Below are 13828 nucleotides of genomic sequence, written 5' to 3'. Positions count from 1 at the left end.
AACCATGTTGCCACATTACCAGAAGGCTATCGTCCGAAAGAAACTATCCCAGCACTTTGCGGGATAGGCGGGTTAGGTTCGGAAACTGGATATATCAAAGTAGATGCCAGTGGAAATGTATTTTTTGGGGTAGGTGAGCGAAGCACTAACATCGTTTTTGCGCAAGTTTTGTTCATAGGTTCACAATAAAAAGGGGTGGGCTATGGGTTATAAACACAAATGTGTCATAGATGCACAAAACCGCTATAAAACTTTGGTTCGTATGCTTCTAACAGAAAAAGGTGAGCAAATCCAGAACTATGAAATGCTGGAAGGTGAGTCGCTGGTGGACACCATTCCCCCTGTCATGCGGCCCTATGCAGGGATGGCGGGGTTTATCAGCCCCCGATGGGATGCAGGCACATCTGCCTGGGTCGAGGCCGCCACCGAGGAGGAGATCACTGCTTGGGAGGCGGAGCACCCCGCCCCGAAAAAGCCTGAGCCAGCCCCCACAGTGGAGGAGTTGCAGGCAAAAATCGCCGCCCTGACCACCTCCAATCAGATGCTGGAGGACTGCCTGGTGGAGATGGCGGGTGTCATTTATGCGTGACCTTTTGGGCCGGTTGGCCCTGGGGATATATTTTTTACTTATGAAAGGAGACAGAAACATGATGGCTATGTTGTTCGCGGTTCGGATTGTGGAGGAGCGTACCAAGTTTGACCAGGTGCCCCGGCTGCTGAAGCAGGATGTGGCCGATATCCTGGTCAAGGACTTCGGTATGCCCGAGCTGGTGCCCGGTGAGTTCGGCGGCAGCGCCCAGTAACCCGCAAGGAAGTACAAACCTACGATTTGCAAAGGAGTAATGAAAATGTCTATCAACTACAACCAGCTGACCCCCGCCTGCTACGCCATTGCCAACGCCAACGATGTGGACCTGGGCGTGGGCGACTCCATGCTCCAGAATAACATCCGGCTGGGCCGGGACGAGCACAAGGGCGCTATGGTGCTGCCCCGTGCCTTCCGCCCCGACTGGGCCGCGCTGCATGAGGCCAACCCTGACCTGGCTGCTGTCAATGACGACTACAACGCCTACATCCGCAAGCGTCAGTACCTGATGAAGCAGCTCAAGCCCCTGTGGAACGAGGGGGACTACCAGGGTATGATCGACCTGATGGAGGCCACCGCCGACCCCGGCCCCGTATCCGCCCACGCCCGGGAGGAGTGGGAGAAGAAGCAGGAAGAGGCCGCTGGTGACCATGAGTAAGCGCATCGCCCTGATCCCTCTCCAGTCCATTGACCGGCTGGAGATCGTGGTAACCAACTGCCGCAAGTCGCTGGCCCAGGTAAAGGGGGAGACGGGGGCCGACTACATCCTCAACGGCGGCATGTGGAACCCGGACGGCTCCCCCTGCCGGGGGCTGAAAGTTTCCGGCAAGCTGCTGTCCAATACTCCGTGGGGCAACGTCCCGGGCTATGCCTGGGACGCCCCTGGCGGGCTTCATCTGACCACCGACTGGCAGAGCAGCGCCAACTTTATCGCCGTGTCCCCCATGATCCGGGACGGCAAGGCCCTGGACATCCCTTATGCCGCCGCTCAGGGCGGGAAGCGGGGCCGGTCCGCTATGGGGCTGGTCAATGGCTGTCTGGGCCTGTACTGCTCCTCGGACGGCTCGGGGGACGCTTCCACGCCGGAGGACTTGCAGAAGAAACTGCTGGGCCTGGGCTGGGACTCCGCCATGATGCTGGACGGCGGCGGGTCCTCCCAGTGTGATTTTGATGGCCAGCAGATTACCGCCGCCCGCAAGGTCCACAACTGGATCTGCGTGTGGACCAAGGGAGCGGCCAAAGAACCGGATGAAAAGGAGGAAACCACTATGAGCAAGATCGTGTGCCTGGACCCCGGCCACGGGCCGGGCAACGTCAACGGCTCCCCGGATGGGGCATATAAGGAGCATGAGTTCACCTGGGACCTGTACACCCGCCTGAAGCCGCTGCTGGAGCAGCAGGGCGTTACGGTTGTCTGCACCCGGACCCAGAATGAGGTCCCCGGCCTCACCGCCCGGGCCAACGTCAGCAACCGGGCCGGGGCCGACCTGTTTGTCTCCCTCCACTCCAACGCCACCGGCGGCGGGGGCTGGAGCAGCGCCCGGGGCTTTGTGGCCTATACCTCCAGCGGCCCAGAGAGTGCCGAGCGCAACCAGGCGGCGGTGGATATCATCAACGCAGTGAAGGCTCAGGGGGTGGTGCTGTTCGGCAGCGGAAAACCCTATCATAAGTTGTTCACTGTACTTACCGCCACCACAGCCCCCGCCGTGCTGCTGGAGTGCGGCTTCCATACCAATAAAGAGGACGTGGCTCTGCTGTCTGATGCTACTTACCGGGACACGCTGGCCGCCGGCATCGCCAACGGTATCCTGGCCTATCTGGGCATGGACGCCGTGGAGCAGCCGGAGAGCGGCGAACCGGGTCAGCCGTCCTCCTGGGCCAAGGAGGCCTGGGAGAAGGCAGTGGCGCTGGGTATCTTTGACGGCACCAACCCACAGGGGCCGCTGACCCGGGAGCAGGCCGCGGTGATCCTGGACCGGCTGGGGCTGCTGTCCCAGAAGGGAGGTAGCTGATATGGAGCATGTCAACGCATTCAAGGCGGCTCTGGCCGCTCTGTGCGCCGCCCTGACCGCCCTGTGGGGGTGGTTCGGCTGGGTGGTGGTGGCGTGGATCGGCTGTATGCTCATCGACTACGCCACCGGCTCCGCCGCCGCTCTGCGGGCGGGGGAGTGGTCCAGCAAGTCCGCCCGGGACGGCATCTGGCACAAGCTGGGCAGCGTGGTAGCCGTCATCGTGGCGGCTATTCTGGATGTGGTCATCGGGCACCTGCTGGCCAACCTGCCGGGGGTAGAACTGCCCTTTGCCTACACGGTGTTGCTGTGCCCACTGGTGGTGATCTGGTACATCCTCACCGAGGCCGGGAGCATCATTGAGAACGCCGGGGCGCTGGGAGCCCCTATTCCGGTGTGGCTCAGTAAGATGATCGCCGCACTGGAGAACAGGGTGGATCAGGTAGGGGAGAGTGTTGCTAAGGACCAGAGCGACAAGAAGTAAATTGCCAAGCGATTAAAAATTTAAACGCCTCACAAAGCCGTAAGATTTGAAGGCGCTTTTAATTAAGTCGCTTAAACAATGTTTTTCATTCCATAAATTCGGAGAAAAATCGGTGCCCCCAAGAGTGCCCCGAAGTGCCAATAGTTTGCCCCAAAAGACAGTTAAAAAAAGAGACTGGAGACAAAAGAAATATAGTATAAAAAATCCTGTAACCATTGAGGCTACAGGATTTTTTCTGGTGGAGACGACAGAACTCGAATCTGTGACCCCTTGCGTGTGAAGCAAGTGCTCTACCGGCTGAGCTACGCCTCCATATTGGTGACCCGTACGAGACTCGAACTCGTGTTACCGCCGTGAAAGGGCGGTGTCTTAACCACTTGACCAACGGGCCATGTTGCCCAAGCGGGCCGAACGCTCGGAAAGGTGACCCCAAAAGACGGCGCGTGCCGTCTTTTGGGTCTGGTAGCGGCACCTGGATTTGAACCGGGGACACTACGGGTATGAACCGTATGCTCTAGCCAACTGAGCTATGCCGCCTTCTGTTGCCCGGACGAACAGGGCAAGAGATAGTATATCCGAAGTGTCCCCATTTGTCAACGCTTTTTTCGCAAGTTTTTCAAAAAATTTTGTCAGTCGATTTTATAGCCCACGCCCCACACAGTTTTGATAAAGCGGGGGTTGCGGGAGGGTTCGCCCATCTTCTCCCGCAGGCGGCGGATGTGGACCATGACGGTGTTGTTCCGGTCCAGGTATTTTTCCCCCCACACGCTTTCAAAAAGCCGCTCGGCGGAAATGACCTGCCCCCGGTTTTCCGCCAGCATCCAAAGGATATCAAACTCGATGGGGGTGAGGTTCAGTTCCCGGTCATATAAGGTACACTCGTGGGTGGACCGGTTGATAACCAGCCCGTTGAAGTCCAGAATATCCCGGCTGTCCCCCTTGTCCGCCTCGTTGTAGCGGGTATACCGGCGCAGCTGGGCCTTGACCCGGGCCATCAGCTCCAGTGGATTGAAGGGCTTGGTGATATAGTCGTCCGCCCCGATGGTGAGCCCGGTGATCTTGTCCAGGTCATCGGCCTTGGCGGTGAGCATAAGCACCGGGAAGTGGTGGTCCTTGCGGATCTCCCCGCACAGGGTAAAGCCGCTGATATCGGGGAGCATCACATCCAGGATGGCCAGGTCCACCGAGCGGCTGTTCACCACCGCCAGCGCCTGGGTGCCGGTGTTGCACTTGTAGACGGTGCAGCCCTCGCTTTGCAGATAGACCTCCACCAGATCGGCGATTTCGGGCTCGTCGTCCACCACCAGAATGTTGGCCTCCATAGCCATCCCCTCCTTTGGTCACGATTATACCGGCCCCGCTGTATTTCCGTCAAGCGGACGGAAAAAATGTAATAAAAACATAAGAGAACACCCCTGAAAAAAGTAGCATAACCGCTTTTTCAGGGGAATACAGCCCGCCGCGCATGTTGTCGGAAAAAGCAGAATTTTATTTGATTTGCGCCTGTGGGCGCGAACGCTGTAAAATGTTTGACAAACAGATAGAATATTTGTACGATGGGTCAGTGGTGACTTTTCCGCCGGTTGGTGGTACAATACTGCTTATCATTCGGCTCCAGGAGGGCGGCGTTATGCACGATCCCAATACCATGCTGGCCCGGGTCATCGCTCAGGCCAAAGCCCTGAAGATCCCGGTATCCCACCATATCCATCCCCAGGTCCGGCTCAACGCCCGGGCGGTGACCCGGTTCGGCTGCTGCTTCCGGCGGACCGACGGCAGCTACCTCATCGAGCTGTCCGCCCGGATGCTGGAGGCCCCGGAGGCATCCTGTCTCCAGACCCTGGCCCACGAGGTCCTCCACACCTGCCCCGGCTGCCGCAACCACGGCTCCAAGTGGAAGACCTACGCCGGACAGATGAACCAGGCCTATGGCTATCAGATCGCCCGCACCGGCACCTGCCAGCAGCTGGGGGTGGAGGACGCACGGAAGATCCGCCATCTGGTGGTGTGTACCCAGTGCGGGCGGCAGTTCCCACGGGCCAAGCTCTCCCCCCTGGTGGCCCACCCGGAGCGGTACCGCTGCAAGTGCGGCGGCCTGCTGCGGCGGGACTATTGAAAAAACAGCCGACCCTGTGAAGAAGAACGGAAGTGAGCGTCACGAAACAAAACAGAAAAACAGCGCTGTTCAACCGGATCTTTTCCATTGCGGGACTGAGCATCGGCGGGGCCATTCTGATCTATCTGCTGGTCTATGTAAAGCGCACCATGGACCTGCGGGCGCTGGTGGCCCAGGTGCGGCCCGGCTGGCTGCTGCTGGCCGCCCTGTGCATCCCCTTCAGCGAGAGCGTGGACGCCCTGCTGTTTTACGGCATGGGCCGCTCCGCAGGCTGCCCCATGAAGCTGGCGGGCTGCTTTGACGCGGCCTACATTGGGGAATTTTATTACAAACTGGGTCCCGCCGGGGCCCCTGTTCAGCTGAAGCTGATGTACGACGCGGGTATGAGCGCCACCTATACCGCCTCCATCTATACCTGGAAGGCGGTGGCCAACACCATGGTGTACACCGTCTACGCCGTGGCCGCCCTGCTCTATGAGGTGTTCTGGCGGCGGGAGGGCCTGGGGGCCGCCGTGGCCGGGGCGGGGGTGCTCATTGCCCTCTATCTCTTTTTGTGCGGCCTGGCGGTCTTTACCGCCGTGCGGCCTGCCCCCATTCAGCGGCTCATCCGGCGTATCCTCACCTTTCTCTCCCGCCACTGGAAGGTGATGGCCAGAGAGGGTATGGTGGACAAGGGTATGGGCAAGGTGGAGGAGTTCTGTCAGCAGCTCCGGGCCTTCCAGGGCAACAAGCGGCTGCTTGTCTGGCTGTATGCCGGGATGTTCCTGGAACTCACCGCCCTGTTTGCCATCCCTTATTTCCTCTACCGGGGCCTGGGGCTCACCGGCGTGTCCTTCTGGGAGCTGGTGATGGTCCAGTGCCTGGTGATGGTGCTCTCCCGTATCATCATGCTGCCGGGCAACGCCGGTGGGGCGGAGGGCAGCTTCTTCCTGTTCATGGGCCCCATCTTCGGGGAGCATCTGGCGGTGGGGCTAGTGCTGTGGCGGTTTGCGTCCTTTTTGGAGGTGCTGCTGCTGGGCGGCGTCTGGTCGGTGGGCCGGTTTGCCAAGCGCTCCGCCGCCCGCCACCATACCTGTGGAGAGGAGGGGACGGCGTGAAGGGGAAATACACCCGCCTGAAGCTGAAAATGCTGCTGCTGGTGGTGCTGGGCACCCTGGCCGCCGGAGCGGCGGGCATTTTCCTGCTGGAGGTGGTCATTGACGGGGTGCTCCAGGACCCCTTTGCCCGCTTTTTTCTGTGGGTGGCCCAGGCCCTCTTCGGTCAGAGCCAGGAGGACGCCGCCAACTGTTATCAGCTTTACATCCGCAACAACAAGTCGGAGATCCTGACCCTGTGCATCATGGTGCTGATGCTGGTGGCCTTCTATCTGGCCATGGGCCGGTTCACCCACTGGCTGGAGGATATCCGCACCGCCACCCGCCGGGTGGTGGAGGAGCGGGAGGAGCCGGTGGCCCTGCCCCGGGAGCTGTCTCCCATCCAGGACGATCTGAACGCCATCCGCATCCAGCTGGCGGCCCAGGCCCGGGCCGCCCGGGAGACCGAGCAGCGTAAGGGGGATCTGGTGGCCTTTCTGGCCCACGATTTAAAGACCCCACTGACCTCAGTGGTGGGTTATCTCACCCTGCTCCACGACGACCCGGGGCTGGACCCGGAGCAGCGGGCCAAGTTTACCGGCATTGCCCTGGACAAGGCCCTGCGGCTGGAGGAGCTGCTGGGGGAGTTCTTCGATATCACCAAAATGGACCTGGACAGCGGCGCCGGGGAGAAGGTACCCATCCAGCTGTCCATGCTGCTGGAGCAGCTGGCCGATGAGTTTTATCCCCTCTTTGCCGAGAAGAAGCTGACCTGTGCCCCCGACATCCAGCCCCATCTGGTGGTGCGGGGGGACCCGGACAAGCTGGCACGGGTATTTGACAACGTGCTGCGCAATGCGGTGAGTTACAGCATTCCCGGCGGGACGGTGGAGGTGCTGGCCCAGGCGGTGGGCAACGGGGCCGAAATCACCATCCGGGACGAGGGGCTGGAGATCCCCGAGGGGGAGCTGGCCAACATCTTTGAAAAATTCTACCGGCTGGACGCCGCCCGCTCCACCCGTACCGGGGGAGCCGGTCTGGGTCTGGCCATCGCCAAGGAAATCGTGGAGCTCCACGGCGGGTCCATCCGCTGTGAGAGCAACGGCAGGCTGACCAGCTTTGTGATTACCCTGCCGCTGTACCGGGGAGGCAGCGTATGAATCAGAGAGAGACCGCTCTGGCCCGGCTGGAGCGGAACAGACTGTTATATCTGGATATGTTGGAGGTACTCCGCCGGGGAACGGCCCAGGTGCGCCGGGCGGGGGAGGACGGGGTGCTGCTGTACGATCCCCCCAGTGAGGTGTGGTTTGTGGACGCAGATACCCCCGCCGTTCTGGAGGAAATGCTCCCCCTGATGGAGGGGTGTACCATCCTCACCGGCCATCAGATGTGGTATAAGGATACCCTGGCCGCCCATTTTGGCTTTCACACGGAGCAGATCTGCCGCCAGTCGGCCTGGCTGGGGGGTGAGCCCCCGGCCCCTCTGGCCTTTGGCGGGGAACTGCGGCGGCTGGATCGGAGCTGGGCGGTGTGGGCGGAGGCCCACTACAGCCATTCCTTCGGCGGGGTGTCCTACATGGAGGAGTCCATCGAGCGGGGGATGCTGGGGGCCTTTGTGGACGGCCAGGCCGCCGGGTTTGTGAGCTTCCATGTGGAGGGCTCCATCGGAATGTTGGAGGTGCTGCCCCAGTATCGCCGCCGGGGTATGGGGGAGGCCCTGCTGCGAGGGGCGGTGGCCCTGGCGATGGAGCAGGGAAAGTACCCCTATGGCCAGGTATTTACCGACAACGGACCCTCCTTGGCCCTTCAGGAAAAGGTGGGCATGACCTTGTCCCAGGAGCTATTGTTTTGGATATTTTGAGTAGACAGGAAAAAGCAAGGGGCTGTTGCAATATCATGCAACAGCCCCTTGTTCAGGTTTGGGAGGGAGCGACGCCATAGCCGAATTTGGTCCGATACCGCCACAAAAAGCCCAGGGACAGCAGGCAGGACAGCCCCTCCGCCGCCGGGACCGCCATCCACACGCCAGCCACCCCCAGTACCCGGGGCAGCAGGAGCAGCCCGGCCATCAGGAACCCAAAGGTACGGGCAAAGGAGATGAGAGCGGAGGTGCGCCCGTCGGACAGGGCGGTAAAGAGAGCGGAGGCAAAGATATTGATCCCGGCAAAGAGGAAGGTGGGGGCGAAGCGGTAAAACCCGTCCAGGGCCAGGGCGTTGACCTGGGTGCCCGCCGGGGAGAATACCCCCACGATGACGGGGGCCAGCAGCAGGGAGACGGCCAGAATGCCCACGGCGGCGCACAAAATAAACCGGGCGCAGTGCCGGAAGGTACTCCGCAGCCGGTCGTACCGCTCCGCCCCCTGGTTGAAGCTGAACACCGGGGCCACCCCCATGGAAAAGCCCAGGAAGAGGGCCACCAGCAAAAACTGGGCGTAGAGCACGATGGTGATGGCAGCCACCCCCGGCTCGCCCAGCAGCTCCAGCATGATGACGTTGAAGAAAAAGGTGGTGACGGCGGTGGACAGGTTGGTCACCATCTCGGAGGAGCCGTTAAAGCAGGCCCGCCCCAGCAGCCGCCAGCTCACCTGGGGGCGGGCAAAGCGCAGCCCTTCCTTCCGGCTCAGGAAAAAGAGCACGCCGCACACCGCCGGGATACAGTAACCGGTGACGGTGGCCATGGCCGCCCCCGAAATGCCCAGGGCCAGGGGACCCATGTACAGCCAGTCCAGCACGCCGTTGGTGAGCCCGGCGGCGATGGTGAGGCCCAGACCCAGGCCGGGCCGGCCTGCCGCCACAAAAAAGCTCTCAAACAGCAGCTGGAGCATGGCAAAGGGGGCGAACATCAGCAGGATGCGCAGATAGCATACCGTATCCGCCATCAGCAGATCGCTGGCCCCCAGCAGCCGGGCCAGTGATTCCGCGCCAAAGATGGCCAGCAAGGCGAAAACCACTCCGGCACATACGGCTGTGCAGGCCAGAAAGCTGAAGGTCTGGCGGGCCCCTTTCATGTCTCCTGTTCCCATGCGATGGGATACCACGGCGCTGCCGCCGGTGCCCAGCATAATGCCCACCGCCAGCACCGTGCTGACGGCGGGGTAGGCGATATTGATAGCGGCCAGCGCGTTTTCTCCCACCAGACGAGAGGCGAGCACCCCGTCCACGATGGTGTACAGCGAGGTCACCAGCATCATAATAGTGGTGGGCAGGGCGAAGCGGAGCAGCCCGCCCAGCGTAAAGTCCTGATCCAGCCGGTTTTTCATGGCCGTTTCCTCCTGTGTCCTGTGTGTTTACAAACAGTAAGGCATATGATAGACTATCGGGTAACCCGAAAGTCAAGAGGGAGGTTTCCGCCATGGCCCAGAGCGACGCCCGCTTTACCACCGGAGAGTTTGCCGCCCTGTGCGGCGTCACCAGGCACACCCTGTTCCACTATGACGCCATCGGCATTTTCTCCCCCGCCATCCGGGGAGAGAACGGCTACCGCTATTACGCCCCAGTGCAGATCGAGGTCTTTCAGGTCATCGCCCTGCTGAAGGAACTGGGGATGCCGCTGTCGGAGATCAAAGCCTATCTGGACCGGCGCAGTCCCGCTCAGCTGCTGGCTCTGCTGGAGGAGGAGGAAGCGGCGCTCGATGAAAAGCTGGCCCGGCTGCGGCGGCAGCGGAGCCTCATCCGCCGGAAGGCGGAGCTGACCCGGCAGGCCATGGCGGTTTGCCCCGGTCAGGTGACGGTGGAGGAATGGCCCCAGCGGTGGTATGTGGCCACCGACGCCCCCGGCCTCACCGACGCGGGAAAGTACGCCCACATCCTGGCCCGCCACCTGGAGTACTGCCAGGCCCACGGGGTGGAGAGTCCCTACGCCCTGGGGGCCATTCTGCCGGTGGAGGCCGCCCGCCGGGGGGATTGGGGCGGGTACACCTACTGCTATACCCAGGTGGACAAGCCGCCCCGGGGGGTGCGGTCCTTTTCTGCCCCCGCCGGGCCCTACCTGACCTATTGCCACGCCGGCAGCTTTGATACCGTTCAGGAGGGATACCGCCGCCTGCTGAACTGGGCGGAGTACCACCGGCTCAGGCTGGGGGCGCGGTTTTGGGAGGATGTGCTGCTGGACGAGCTTACCGGCAAGGGCTACGACCAGTACCTGCTGCGCCTGTCTGTCCCCATTTTCGAGGAAAATTGCCCTTAAACTTAGAACAAATGTTTGCAATTGGGGAGGGCGTATGGTATACTAAAGTCGGATGATACTGACAAGGAGGGTCTGCCATGAAAACGCTCTCGCCCAAGCAGCAGCAGATTTACGACTATATCATCGCCTTTTCCGCCGAGCACGGCTATCCCCCCTCTGTCCGGGAAATCGGGGCCTTTGTGGGGCTGAAATCCCCCTCCACCGTCCATTTCCATCTGAAGGGGCTGGAGACGGCGGGACTCATCACCAAGGCGGAGGGCAAGACCCGCTCCATCACCGTGGTCCAGCCCGAGGAGCAGACGGCGCCGGGGGACAAGGTGCCGGTGGTGGGCAGCGTGGCCGCCGGGACTCCCATTCTGGCCCAGGAGTGCATTGAGGATTATCTGACCTTTGACACCGGCGGACGGCCGGGGGAGTATTTTGCCCTGCGGGTCCGGGGAGAATCTATGAAGTACGCCGGAATCCTGCCCGGGGATCTGGTGGTGGTCCATCAGCAGACCGACGCCCACAACGGGGAGATCGTGGTGGCTCTTTTTGAGGACGAGGCCACCGTCAAGACCCTCCGCCGGAAGGACGGCCAGGTGTGGCTCATGCCGGAAAACCCGGACTATGAGCCCATTGACGGGGAGGGCTGCACCATTTTGGGCAAGGTTACCGCTGTGGTGCGGCGGTATTGACGTGGACCGCATCGTTTTTGACACCCCGGTAGGGCCTATGGCCCTGGAGGGGGAGGGGAACGCCCTCACCGCCCTTTATCTGCCCAACACCCACATGGCACCGGCGGGAGAGGAGACTCCCCTGCTGGCCCGGGGCAGGGCAGAACTGCTGGACTATCTGGCGGGGGACCGGCAGGCCTTTGACCTGCCCCTCTGCCCCAGAGGCACCCCCTTCCAACTGCGGGTGTGGCGTGCCCTGGCGGACATCCCCTATGGAACGGTCCTCACCTACGGGGAGCTGGCCCGCCGGGTGGGCAGCCCCAAGGGCTGCCGGGCGGTGGGACAGGCCAACCACCGCAATCCCCTGCCCATTTTTCTCCCCTGTCACCGGGTGGTGGGGGCAAACGGCGCCCTCACCGGCTACGGGGGAGGGCTGGAACTGAAACAATGGCTGTTACGACTGGAGGGCTGTTTATGAAAAAGCTGCTGTCTGCCGCCGACGCCTACATTGCCAAGATGAACTGGAAGGAGCTGGCCCTGGTCAAGCTGTGCCTGTGCGCCGCCGGGGTCATGTTGGGGCTGGCCGCCCCCAAAAAGCTGCGGAAGTGGGCGGCCCTGGGGGCGGTGATTGTCTTTGTGGCCACCTATCTGCCCCTGATGCTGAAATTCCTCCCCCATCTCATAAACTGGGGGAAAGAGGAGTACGACGGATGAAGCTGATTACCTGGAACGTCAACGGCCTGCGGGCCTGTTTGGGCAAGGGCTTTCTGGAGTTTTTCCAGCGGATGGAGGCCGACGCCTTCTGCCTTCAGGAGACCAAGCTCCAGCCCCACCAGATCGAGCTGGACCTGCCGGGCTATCATATTTACTGGAACAGCGCGGAGAAAAAGGGTTACTCCGGTACCGCCCTCATTACCAGAACAGAGCCCCTCAGCGTGACCTATGGCATCGGCATCCCGGAGCACGACACCGAGGGGCGGGTCATCACGGCGGAGTATGAGGACTTCTATCTGGTGTGCTGCTATACCCCCAACGCTCAGAACGAGCTGGCCCGCATCGACTACCGGATGGACTGGGAGGACGCCTTCCGGAGCTATCTCATGGCGCTGGATCAACAAAAGCCGGTGGTGCTGTGCGGGGACCTGAACGTGGCCCACCAGGAGATCGATTTGAAAAACCCCAAGACCAACCGGGGCAACGCGGGGTTCTCCGACCAGGAGCGGGAGAAAATGACCGCCCTGTTGTCCAGCGGCTTTGCCGACACCTTCCGGGCCCTCTACCCGGACAAAACCGGAGCCTATACCTGGTGGAGCTACCGGTTCAACGCCCGGAAGAACAACGCCGGGTGGCGCATTGACTACTTCATCGTGTCCGAGCGGCTGCTGCCCCGGGTAAAGGACCAGATCATTCACGCCGACGTCACCGGCAGCGACCACTGCCCGGTGGAGCTGGACCTGGAATAAAACCTGCAAAGCAAAACATCCCGTAGTTTCCGACCGGAAAATACGGGATGTTTTCTGTTTCTCATAAAAACCATTCAGGCGTCCGAGGCGTGCCCGCCTTTTCCTCCAGCATGGCGGTGGTGGCCTGAAGGGCGGGGGCGGGAATGGTCCGGGCCTTTCTGGGACAGAGCGACACGCAGCGCATACAAGTAATGCACCGCTCCGGGTCGGTCTCGTTGGGCTGACCTGTGGGAATGGCCCCCACGGGGCAGCGGGCGGCGCACAGGGCGCAGGAAATGCAGGCTTCTCCGGCGCTGGGGTGGAAGGGGACCCCCTTCCACTCCTTGTAAGGGGTATTTCCCGGCACTGTCACCGGAGCGGCAGGGGCCTGCCCGGCCAGCTTGTCCAGCAGGGCCTGACCAAAGCGGGCGGCGTTGTCCAGGTCGGACCCGTCCGGCCGGCCTTGGGCGATGGTGGGGGCGATGGAGTGCTGGGCGATGAAGGCGGCCGCCCCCGCCACCTGGAACCCGCCCGCGGTTAAGGAATCGGTCAGCTCCAGCAGGGCGTCCTCATAGGCCCGGTTGCCGTACACCACCACAGCCGCCGCCGGGCCTGATCCCTGTAAAGCGGCCAGCCGCTCCAGCGCCACGGCGGGGACCCGTCCGCCAAAGACCGGGACCACAGCCAGCATCAGGGCGCTGTCCGCCACCGGAGTATGGGGCACGGGCAGAGACAGGTCCACCACCTGCCCCTGGCCGCCGGTAATGGCCTTGGCGATGGCGGCGCAGCCGCCGGTAGGACTGAAGACGGCGGAGATCCAATGAGGGTTATTCATGGTCGGAGGCCTCCTTTTCGGCCGGATGTTTCCCGATGAACTTGTTTAAAATGTGGGTGGGGGGAACCGAGTCCTCTCGGGTCAGCAAAAATTTCTTGATGACGAAGATGAGGACCACCGCGGCCACCCCCAGCAGGGTGTCCACAGAGCTGGAGTGGCTCACCACCAGCTGTCGGGCAATGGCGAAGAGCAGCACGTCGGTGACCGCCTTGGGGGTGTGGAGCACCAGCATCTTGATAAACTCCAAGCCTACGACAACATTCATGACGCTGCCGAAAAACTCATAGAGGCTGAACTGTCCCAACAGCAGATAGTGGACGGAGTCCTTTCCTGTCAGGACCACCTGCAAGACTGTGACCAGTAAAATAAACAGGGCGATGAGCAGCTCCAGGACCCAGGCGGCCTTGAGCAGGAATTTTACGGTGGCGGCGTTCATGGCGG

The 13828-nt window shown here is 61.8% G+C and carries 19 protein-coding genes and 3 tRNA genes; 15 read left to right on the top strand and 7 right to left on the bottom strand.

Annotated features, from left to right (window positions below):
- The 6 genes from Q0J75_RS07465 to Q0J75_RS07440 form a co-directional block, all read left to right on the top strand.
- Window positions 1–189, top strand: a 189-nt coding sequence (locus tag Q0J75_RS07465; protein WP_297198973.1) for a hypothetical protein, incomplete at its 5' end; no start/stop codon positions are given.
- Between the two features lie 13 nt (window positions 190–202).
- Complete coding sequence (locus tag Q0J75_RS07460; RefSeq protein ID WP_297198970.1) at window positions 203–589, top strand: hypothetical protein; 387 nt, start codon at window positions 203–205, stop codon at window positions 587–589.
- A 58-nt stretch (window positions 590–647) separates the two neighbouring features.
- The gene (locus Q0J75_RS07455) at window positions 648–803 is read left to right on the top strand and encodes a CD1375 family protein (protein ID WP_297198967.1); all 156 of its coding nucleotides are present in this window, start codon (window positions 648–650) and stop codon (window positions 801–803) included.
- 45 nt (window positions 804–848) lie between these two features.
- Complete coding sequence (locus Q0J75_RS07450; RefSeq protein WP_297198964.1) at window positions 849–1244, top strand: hypothetical protein; 396 nt, start codon at window positions 849–851, stop codon at window positions 1242–1244.
- Window positions 1237–2598 carry an N-acetylmuramoyl-L-alanine amidase gene (locus Q0J75_RS07445; RefSeq protein WP_297198981.1) on the top strand — a complete coding sequence of 454 codons (1362 nt, stop codon included), beginning with the start codon at window positions 1237–1239 and terminating at the stop codon, window positions 2596–2598. The genes Q0J75_RS07450 and Q0J75_RS07445 overlap by 8 nt, the downstream gene beginning before the upstream one ends.
- A gap of 1 nt (window position 2599) precedes the next feature.
- Window positions 2600–3079, top strand: coding sequence for a phage holin family protein (locus Q0J75_RS07440; protein ID WP_297198961.1), 480 nt, complete (start codon window positions 2600–2602; stop codon window positions 3077–3079).
- 236 nt (window positions 3080–3315) lie between these two features.
- Here the strand turns inward: Q0J75_RS07440 and Q0J75_RS07435 are convergent.
- From Q0J75_RS07435 to vanR, 4 genes are all read right to left on the bottom strand, one after another.
- A tRNA-Val gene (locus Q0J75_RS07435) sits at window positions 3316–3391 on the bottom strand.
- Window positions 3392–3395: 4 nt separating this feature from the next.
- Window positions 3396–3470: transfer RNA gene (locus Q0J75_RS07430), tRNA-Glu, on the bottom strand.
- Between the two features lie 69 nt (window positions 3471–3539).
- A tRNA-Met gene (locus Q0J75_RS07425) sits at window positions 3540–3616 on the bottom strand.
- Between the two features lie 92 nt (window positions 3617–3708).
- Window positions 3709–4401 carry a VanR-ABDEGLN family response regulator transcription factor gene (vanR, locus tag Q0J75_RS07420; protein ID WP_297198957.1) on the bottom strand — a complete coding sequence of 231 codons (693 nt, stop codon included), beginning with the start codon at window positions 4399–4401 and terminating at the stop codon, window positions 3709–3711.
- 308 nt (window positions 4402–4709) lie between these two features.
- Between vanR and Q0J75_RS07415 the strand changes: the two genes are divergently transcribed.
- The 4 genes from Q0J75_RS07415 to Q0J75_RS07400 are packed head-to-tail and all read left to right on the top strand — an operon-like array spanning window position 4710 to window position 8129.
- Entirely contained in the window at window positions 4710–5195 is a 486-nt protein-coding gene (locus Q0J75_RS07415) for a SprT-like domain-containing protein (protein WP_297198954.1), read from the top strand.
- Window positions 5196–5227: 32 nt separating this feature from the next.
- Window positions 5228–6292, top strand: coding sequence for a lysylphosphatidylglycerol synthase transmembrane domain-containing protein (locus Q0J75_RS07410; protein WP_297198951.1), 1065 nt, complete (start codon window positions 5228–5230; stop codon window positions 6290–6292).
- The gene (locus Q0J75_RS07405; protein ID WP_297198948.1) at window positions 6289–7428 is read left to right on the top strand and encodes a sensor histidine kinase; all 1140 of its coding nucleotides are present in this window, start codon (window positions 6289–6291) and stop codon (window positions 7426–7428) included. The genes Q0J75_RS07410 and Q0J75_RS07405 overlap by 4 nt, the downstream gene beginning before the upstream one ends.
- Window positions 7425–8129: a GNAT family N-acetyltransferase gene (locus Q0J75_RS07400; RefSeq protein ID WP_297198944.1), complete on the top strand. Its 705-nt coding sequence runs from the start codon at window positions 7425–7427 to the stop codon at window positions 8127–8129. The genes Q0J75_RS07405 and Q0J75_RS07400 overlap by 4 nt, the downstream gene beginning before the upstream one ends.
- 52 nt (window positions 8130–8181) lie before the next feature.
- Here Q0J75_RS07400 and Q0J75_RS07395 read toward each other — a convergent pair whose 3' ends face one another.
- A complete protein-coding gene (locus tag Q0J75_RS07395; protein ID WP_297198941.1) occupies window positions 8182–9528 on the bottom strand; it encodes an MATE family efflux transporter in 1347 nt (448 codons plus the stop codon).
- Window positions 9529–9620: 92 nt separating this feature from the next.
- Between Q0J75_RS07395 and Q0J75_RS07390 the strand changes: the two genes are divergently transcribed.
- The 5 genes from Q0J75_RS07390 to Q0J75_RS07370 all read left to right on the top strand — a co-directional run bounded on the left by Q0J75_RS07390 (window position 9621) and on the right by Q0J75_RS07370 (window position 12573).
- A complete protein-coding gene (locus tag Q0J75_RS07390) occupies window positions 9621–10454 on the top strand; it encodes a MerR family transcriptional regulator (RefSeq protein WP_297198938.1) in 834 nt (277 codons plus the stop codon).
- A gap of 77 nt (window positions 10455–10531) precedes the next feature.
- On the top strand, window positions 10532–11131 hold the full coding sequence (lexA, locus tag Q0J75_RS07385) for a transcriptional repressor LexA (protein WP_297198936.1): 600 nt from the start codon (window positions 10532–10534) through the stop codon (window positions 11129–11131).
- A gap of 1 nt (window position 11132) precedes the next feature.
- Window positions 11133–11588: a methylated-DNA--[protein]-cysteine S-methyltransferase gene (locus Q0J75_RS07380; protein ID WP_297198934.1), complete on the top strand. Its 456-nt coding sequence runs from the start codon at window positions 11133–11135 to the stop codon at window positions 11586–11588.
- Window positions 11585–11824: a permease of phosphate ABC transporter gene (locus Q0J75_RS07375; protein ID WP_297198932.1), complete on the top strand. Its 240-nt coding sequence runs from the start codon at window positions 11585–11587 to the stop codon at window positions 11822–11824. The genes Q0J75_RS07380 and Q0J75_RS07375 overlap by 4 nt, the downstream gene beginning before the upstream one ends.
- On the top strand, window positions 11821–12573 hold the full coding sequence (locus tag Q0J75_RS07370) for an exodeoxyribonuclease III (protein ID WP_297198931.1): 753 nt from the start codon (window positions 11821–11823) through the stop codon (window positions 12571–12573). Before Q0J75_RS07375 ends, Q0J75_RS07370 begins: the two co-directional genes overlap by 4 nt.
- 61 nt (window positions 12574–12634) lie before the next feature.
- On the opposite strand, the gene Q0J75_RS07365 is transcribed toward Q0J75_RS07370, so the two are convergent.
- The gene (locus Q0J75_RS07365) at window positions 12635–13387 is read right to left on the bottom strand and encodes a 4Fe-4S binding protein (RefSeq protein WP_297198928.1); all 753 of its coding nucleotides are present in this window, start codon (window positions 13385–13387) and stop codon (window positions 12635–12637) included.
- Window positions 13380–13823: a phosphate-starvation-inducible PsiE family protein gene (locus Q0J75_RS07360; RefSeq protein ID WP_297198926.1), complete on the bottom strand. Its 444-nt coding sequence runs from the start codon at window positions 13821–13823 to the stop codon at window positions 13380–13382. The genes Q0J75_RS07365 and Q0J75_RS07360 overlap by 8 nt, the downstream gene beginning before the upstream one ends.
- Between the last annotated feature and the right edge of the window lie 5 nt (window positions 13824–13828).

It is taken from the genome of uncultured Flavonifractor sp., from assembly GCF_944385615.1.
Classification (GTDB): Bacteria; Bacillota; Clostridia; order Oscillospirales; family Oscillospiraceae; genus Flavonifractor.
The sequence above is the reverse complement of the archived record's forward strand: the minus strand, read 5'-3'. Positions and strand labels throughout refer to the sequence as shown.

Excerpts from the sequence above, each read along its gene's own strand:
- Q0J75_RS07460 (WP_297198970.1), top strand. The coding sequence starts at position 203 with ATGGGTTATAAACACAAATGTGTCATAGATGCACAAAACCGCTATAAA.
- Q0J75_RS07455 (WP_297198967.1), top strand. The coding sequence starts at position 648 with ATGATGGCTATGTTGTTCGCGGTTCGGATTGTGGAGGAGCGTACCAAG.
- Q0J75_RS07450 (WP_297198964.1), top strand. The coding sequence starts at position 849 with ATGTCTATCAACTACAACCAGCTGACCCCCGCCTGCTACGCCATTGCC.
- Q0J75_RS07445 (WP_297198981.1), top strand. The coding sequence starts at position 1,237 with ATGAGTAAGCGCATCGCCCTGATCCCTCTCCAGTCCATTGACCGGCTG.
- Q0J75_RS07440 (WP_297198961.1), top strand. The coding sequence starts at position 2,600 with ATGGAGCATGTCAACGCATTCAAGGCGGCTCTGGCCGCTCTGTGCGCC.
- vanR (WP_297198957.1), bottom strand. The coding sequence starts at position 4,401 with ATGGAGGCCAACATTCTGGTGGTGGACGACGAGCCCGAAATCGCCGAT.
- Q0J75_RS07415 (WP_297198954.1), top strand. The coding sequence starts at position 4,710 with ATGCACGATCCCAATACCATGCTGGCCCGGGTCATCGCTCAGGCCAAA.
- Q0J75_RS07400 (WP_297198944.1), top strand. The coding sequence starts at position 7,425 with ATGAATCAGAGAGAGACCGCTCTGGCCCGGCTGGAGCGGAACAGACTG.
- Q0J75_RS07395 (WP_297198941.1), bottom strand. The coding sequence starts at position 9,528 with ATGAAAAACCGGCTGGATCAGGACTTTACGCTGGGCGGGCTGCTCCGC.
- Q0J75_RS07390 (WP_297198938.1), top strand. The coding sequence starts at position 9,621 with ATGGCCCAGAGCGACGCCCGCTTTACCACCGGAGAGTTTGCCGCCCTG.
- lexA (WP_297198936.1), top strand. The coding sequence starts at position 10,532 with ATGAAAACGCTCTCGCCCAAGCAGCAGCAGATTTACGACTATATCATC.
- Q0J75_RS07375 (WP_297198932.1), top strand. The coding sequence starts at position 11,585 with ATGAAAAAGCTGCTGTCTGCCGCCGACGCCTACATTGCCAAGATGAAC.
- Q0J75_RS07370 (WP_297198931.1), top strand. The coding sequence starts at position 11,821 with ATGAAGCTGATTACCTGGAACGTCAACGGCCTGCGGGCCTGTTTGGGC.
- Q0J75_RS07365 (WP_297198928.1), bottom strand. The coding sequence starts at position 13,387 with ATGAATAACCCTCATTGGATCTCCGCCGTCTTCAGTCCTACCGGCGGC.
- Q0J75_RS07360 (WP_297198926.1), bottom strand. The coding sequence starts at position 13,823 with ATGAACGCCGCCACCGTAAAATTCCTGCTCAAGGCCGCCTGGGTCCTG.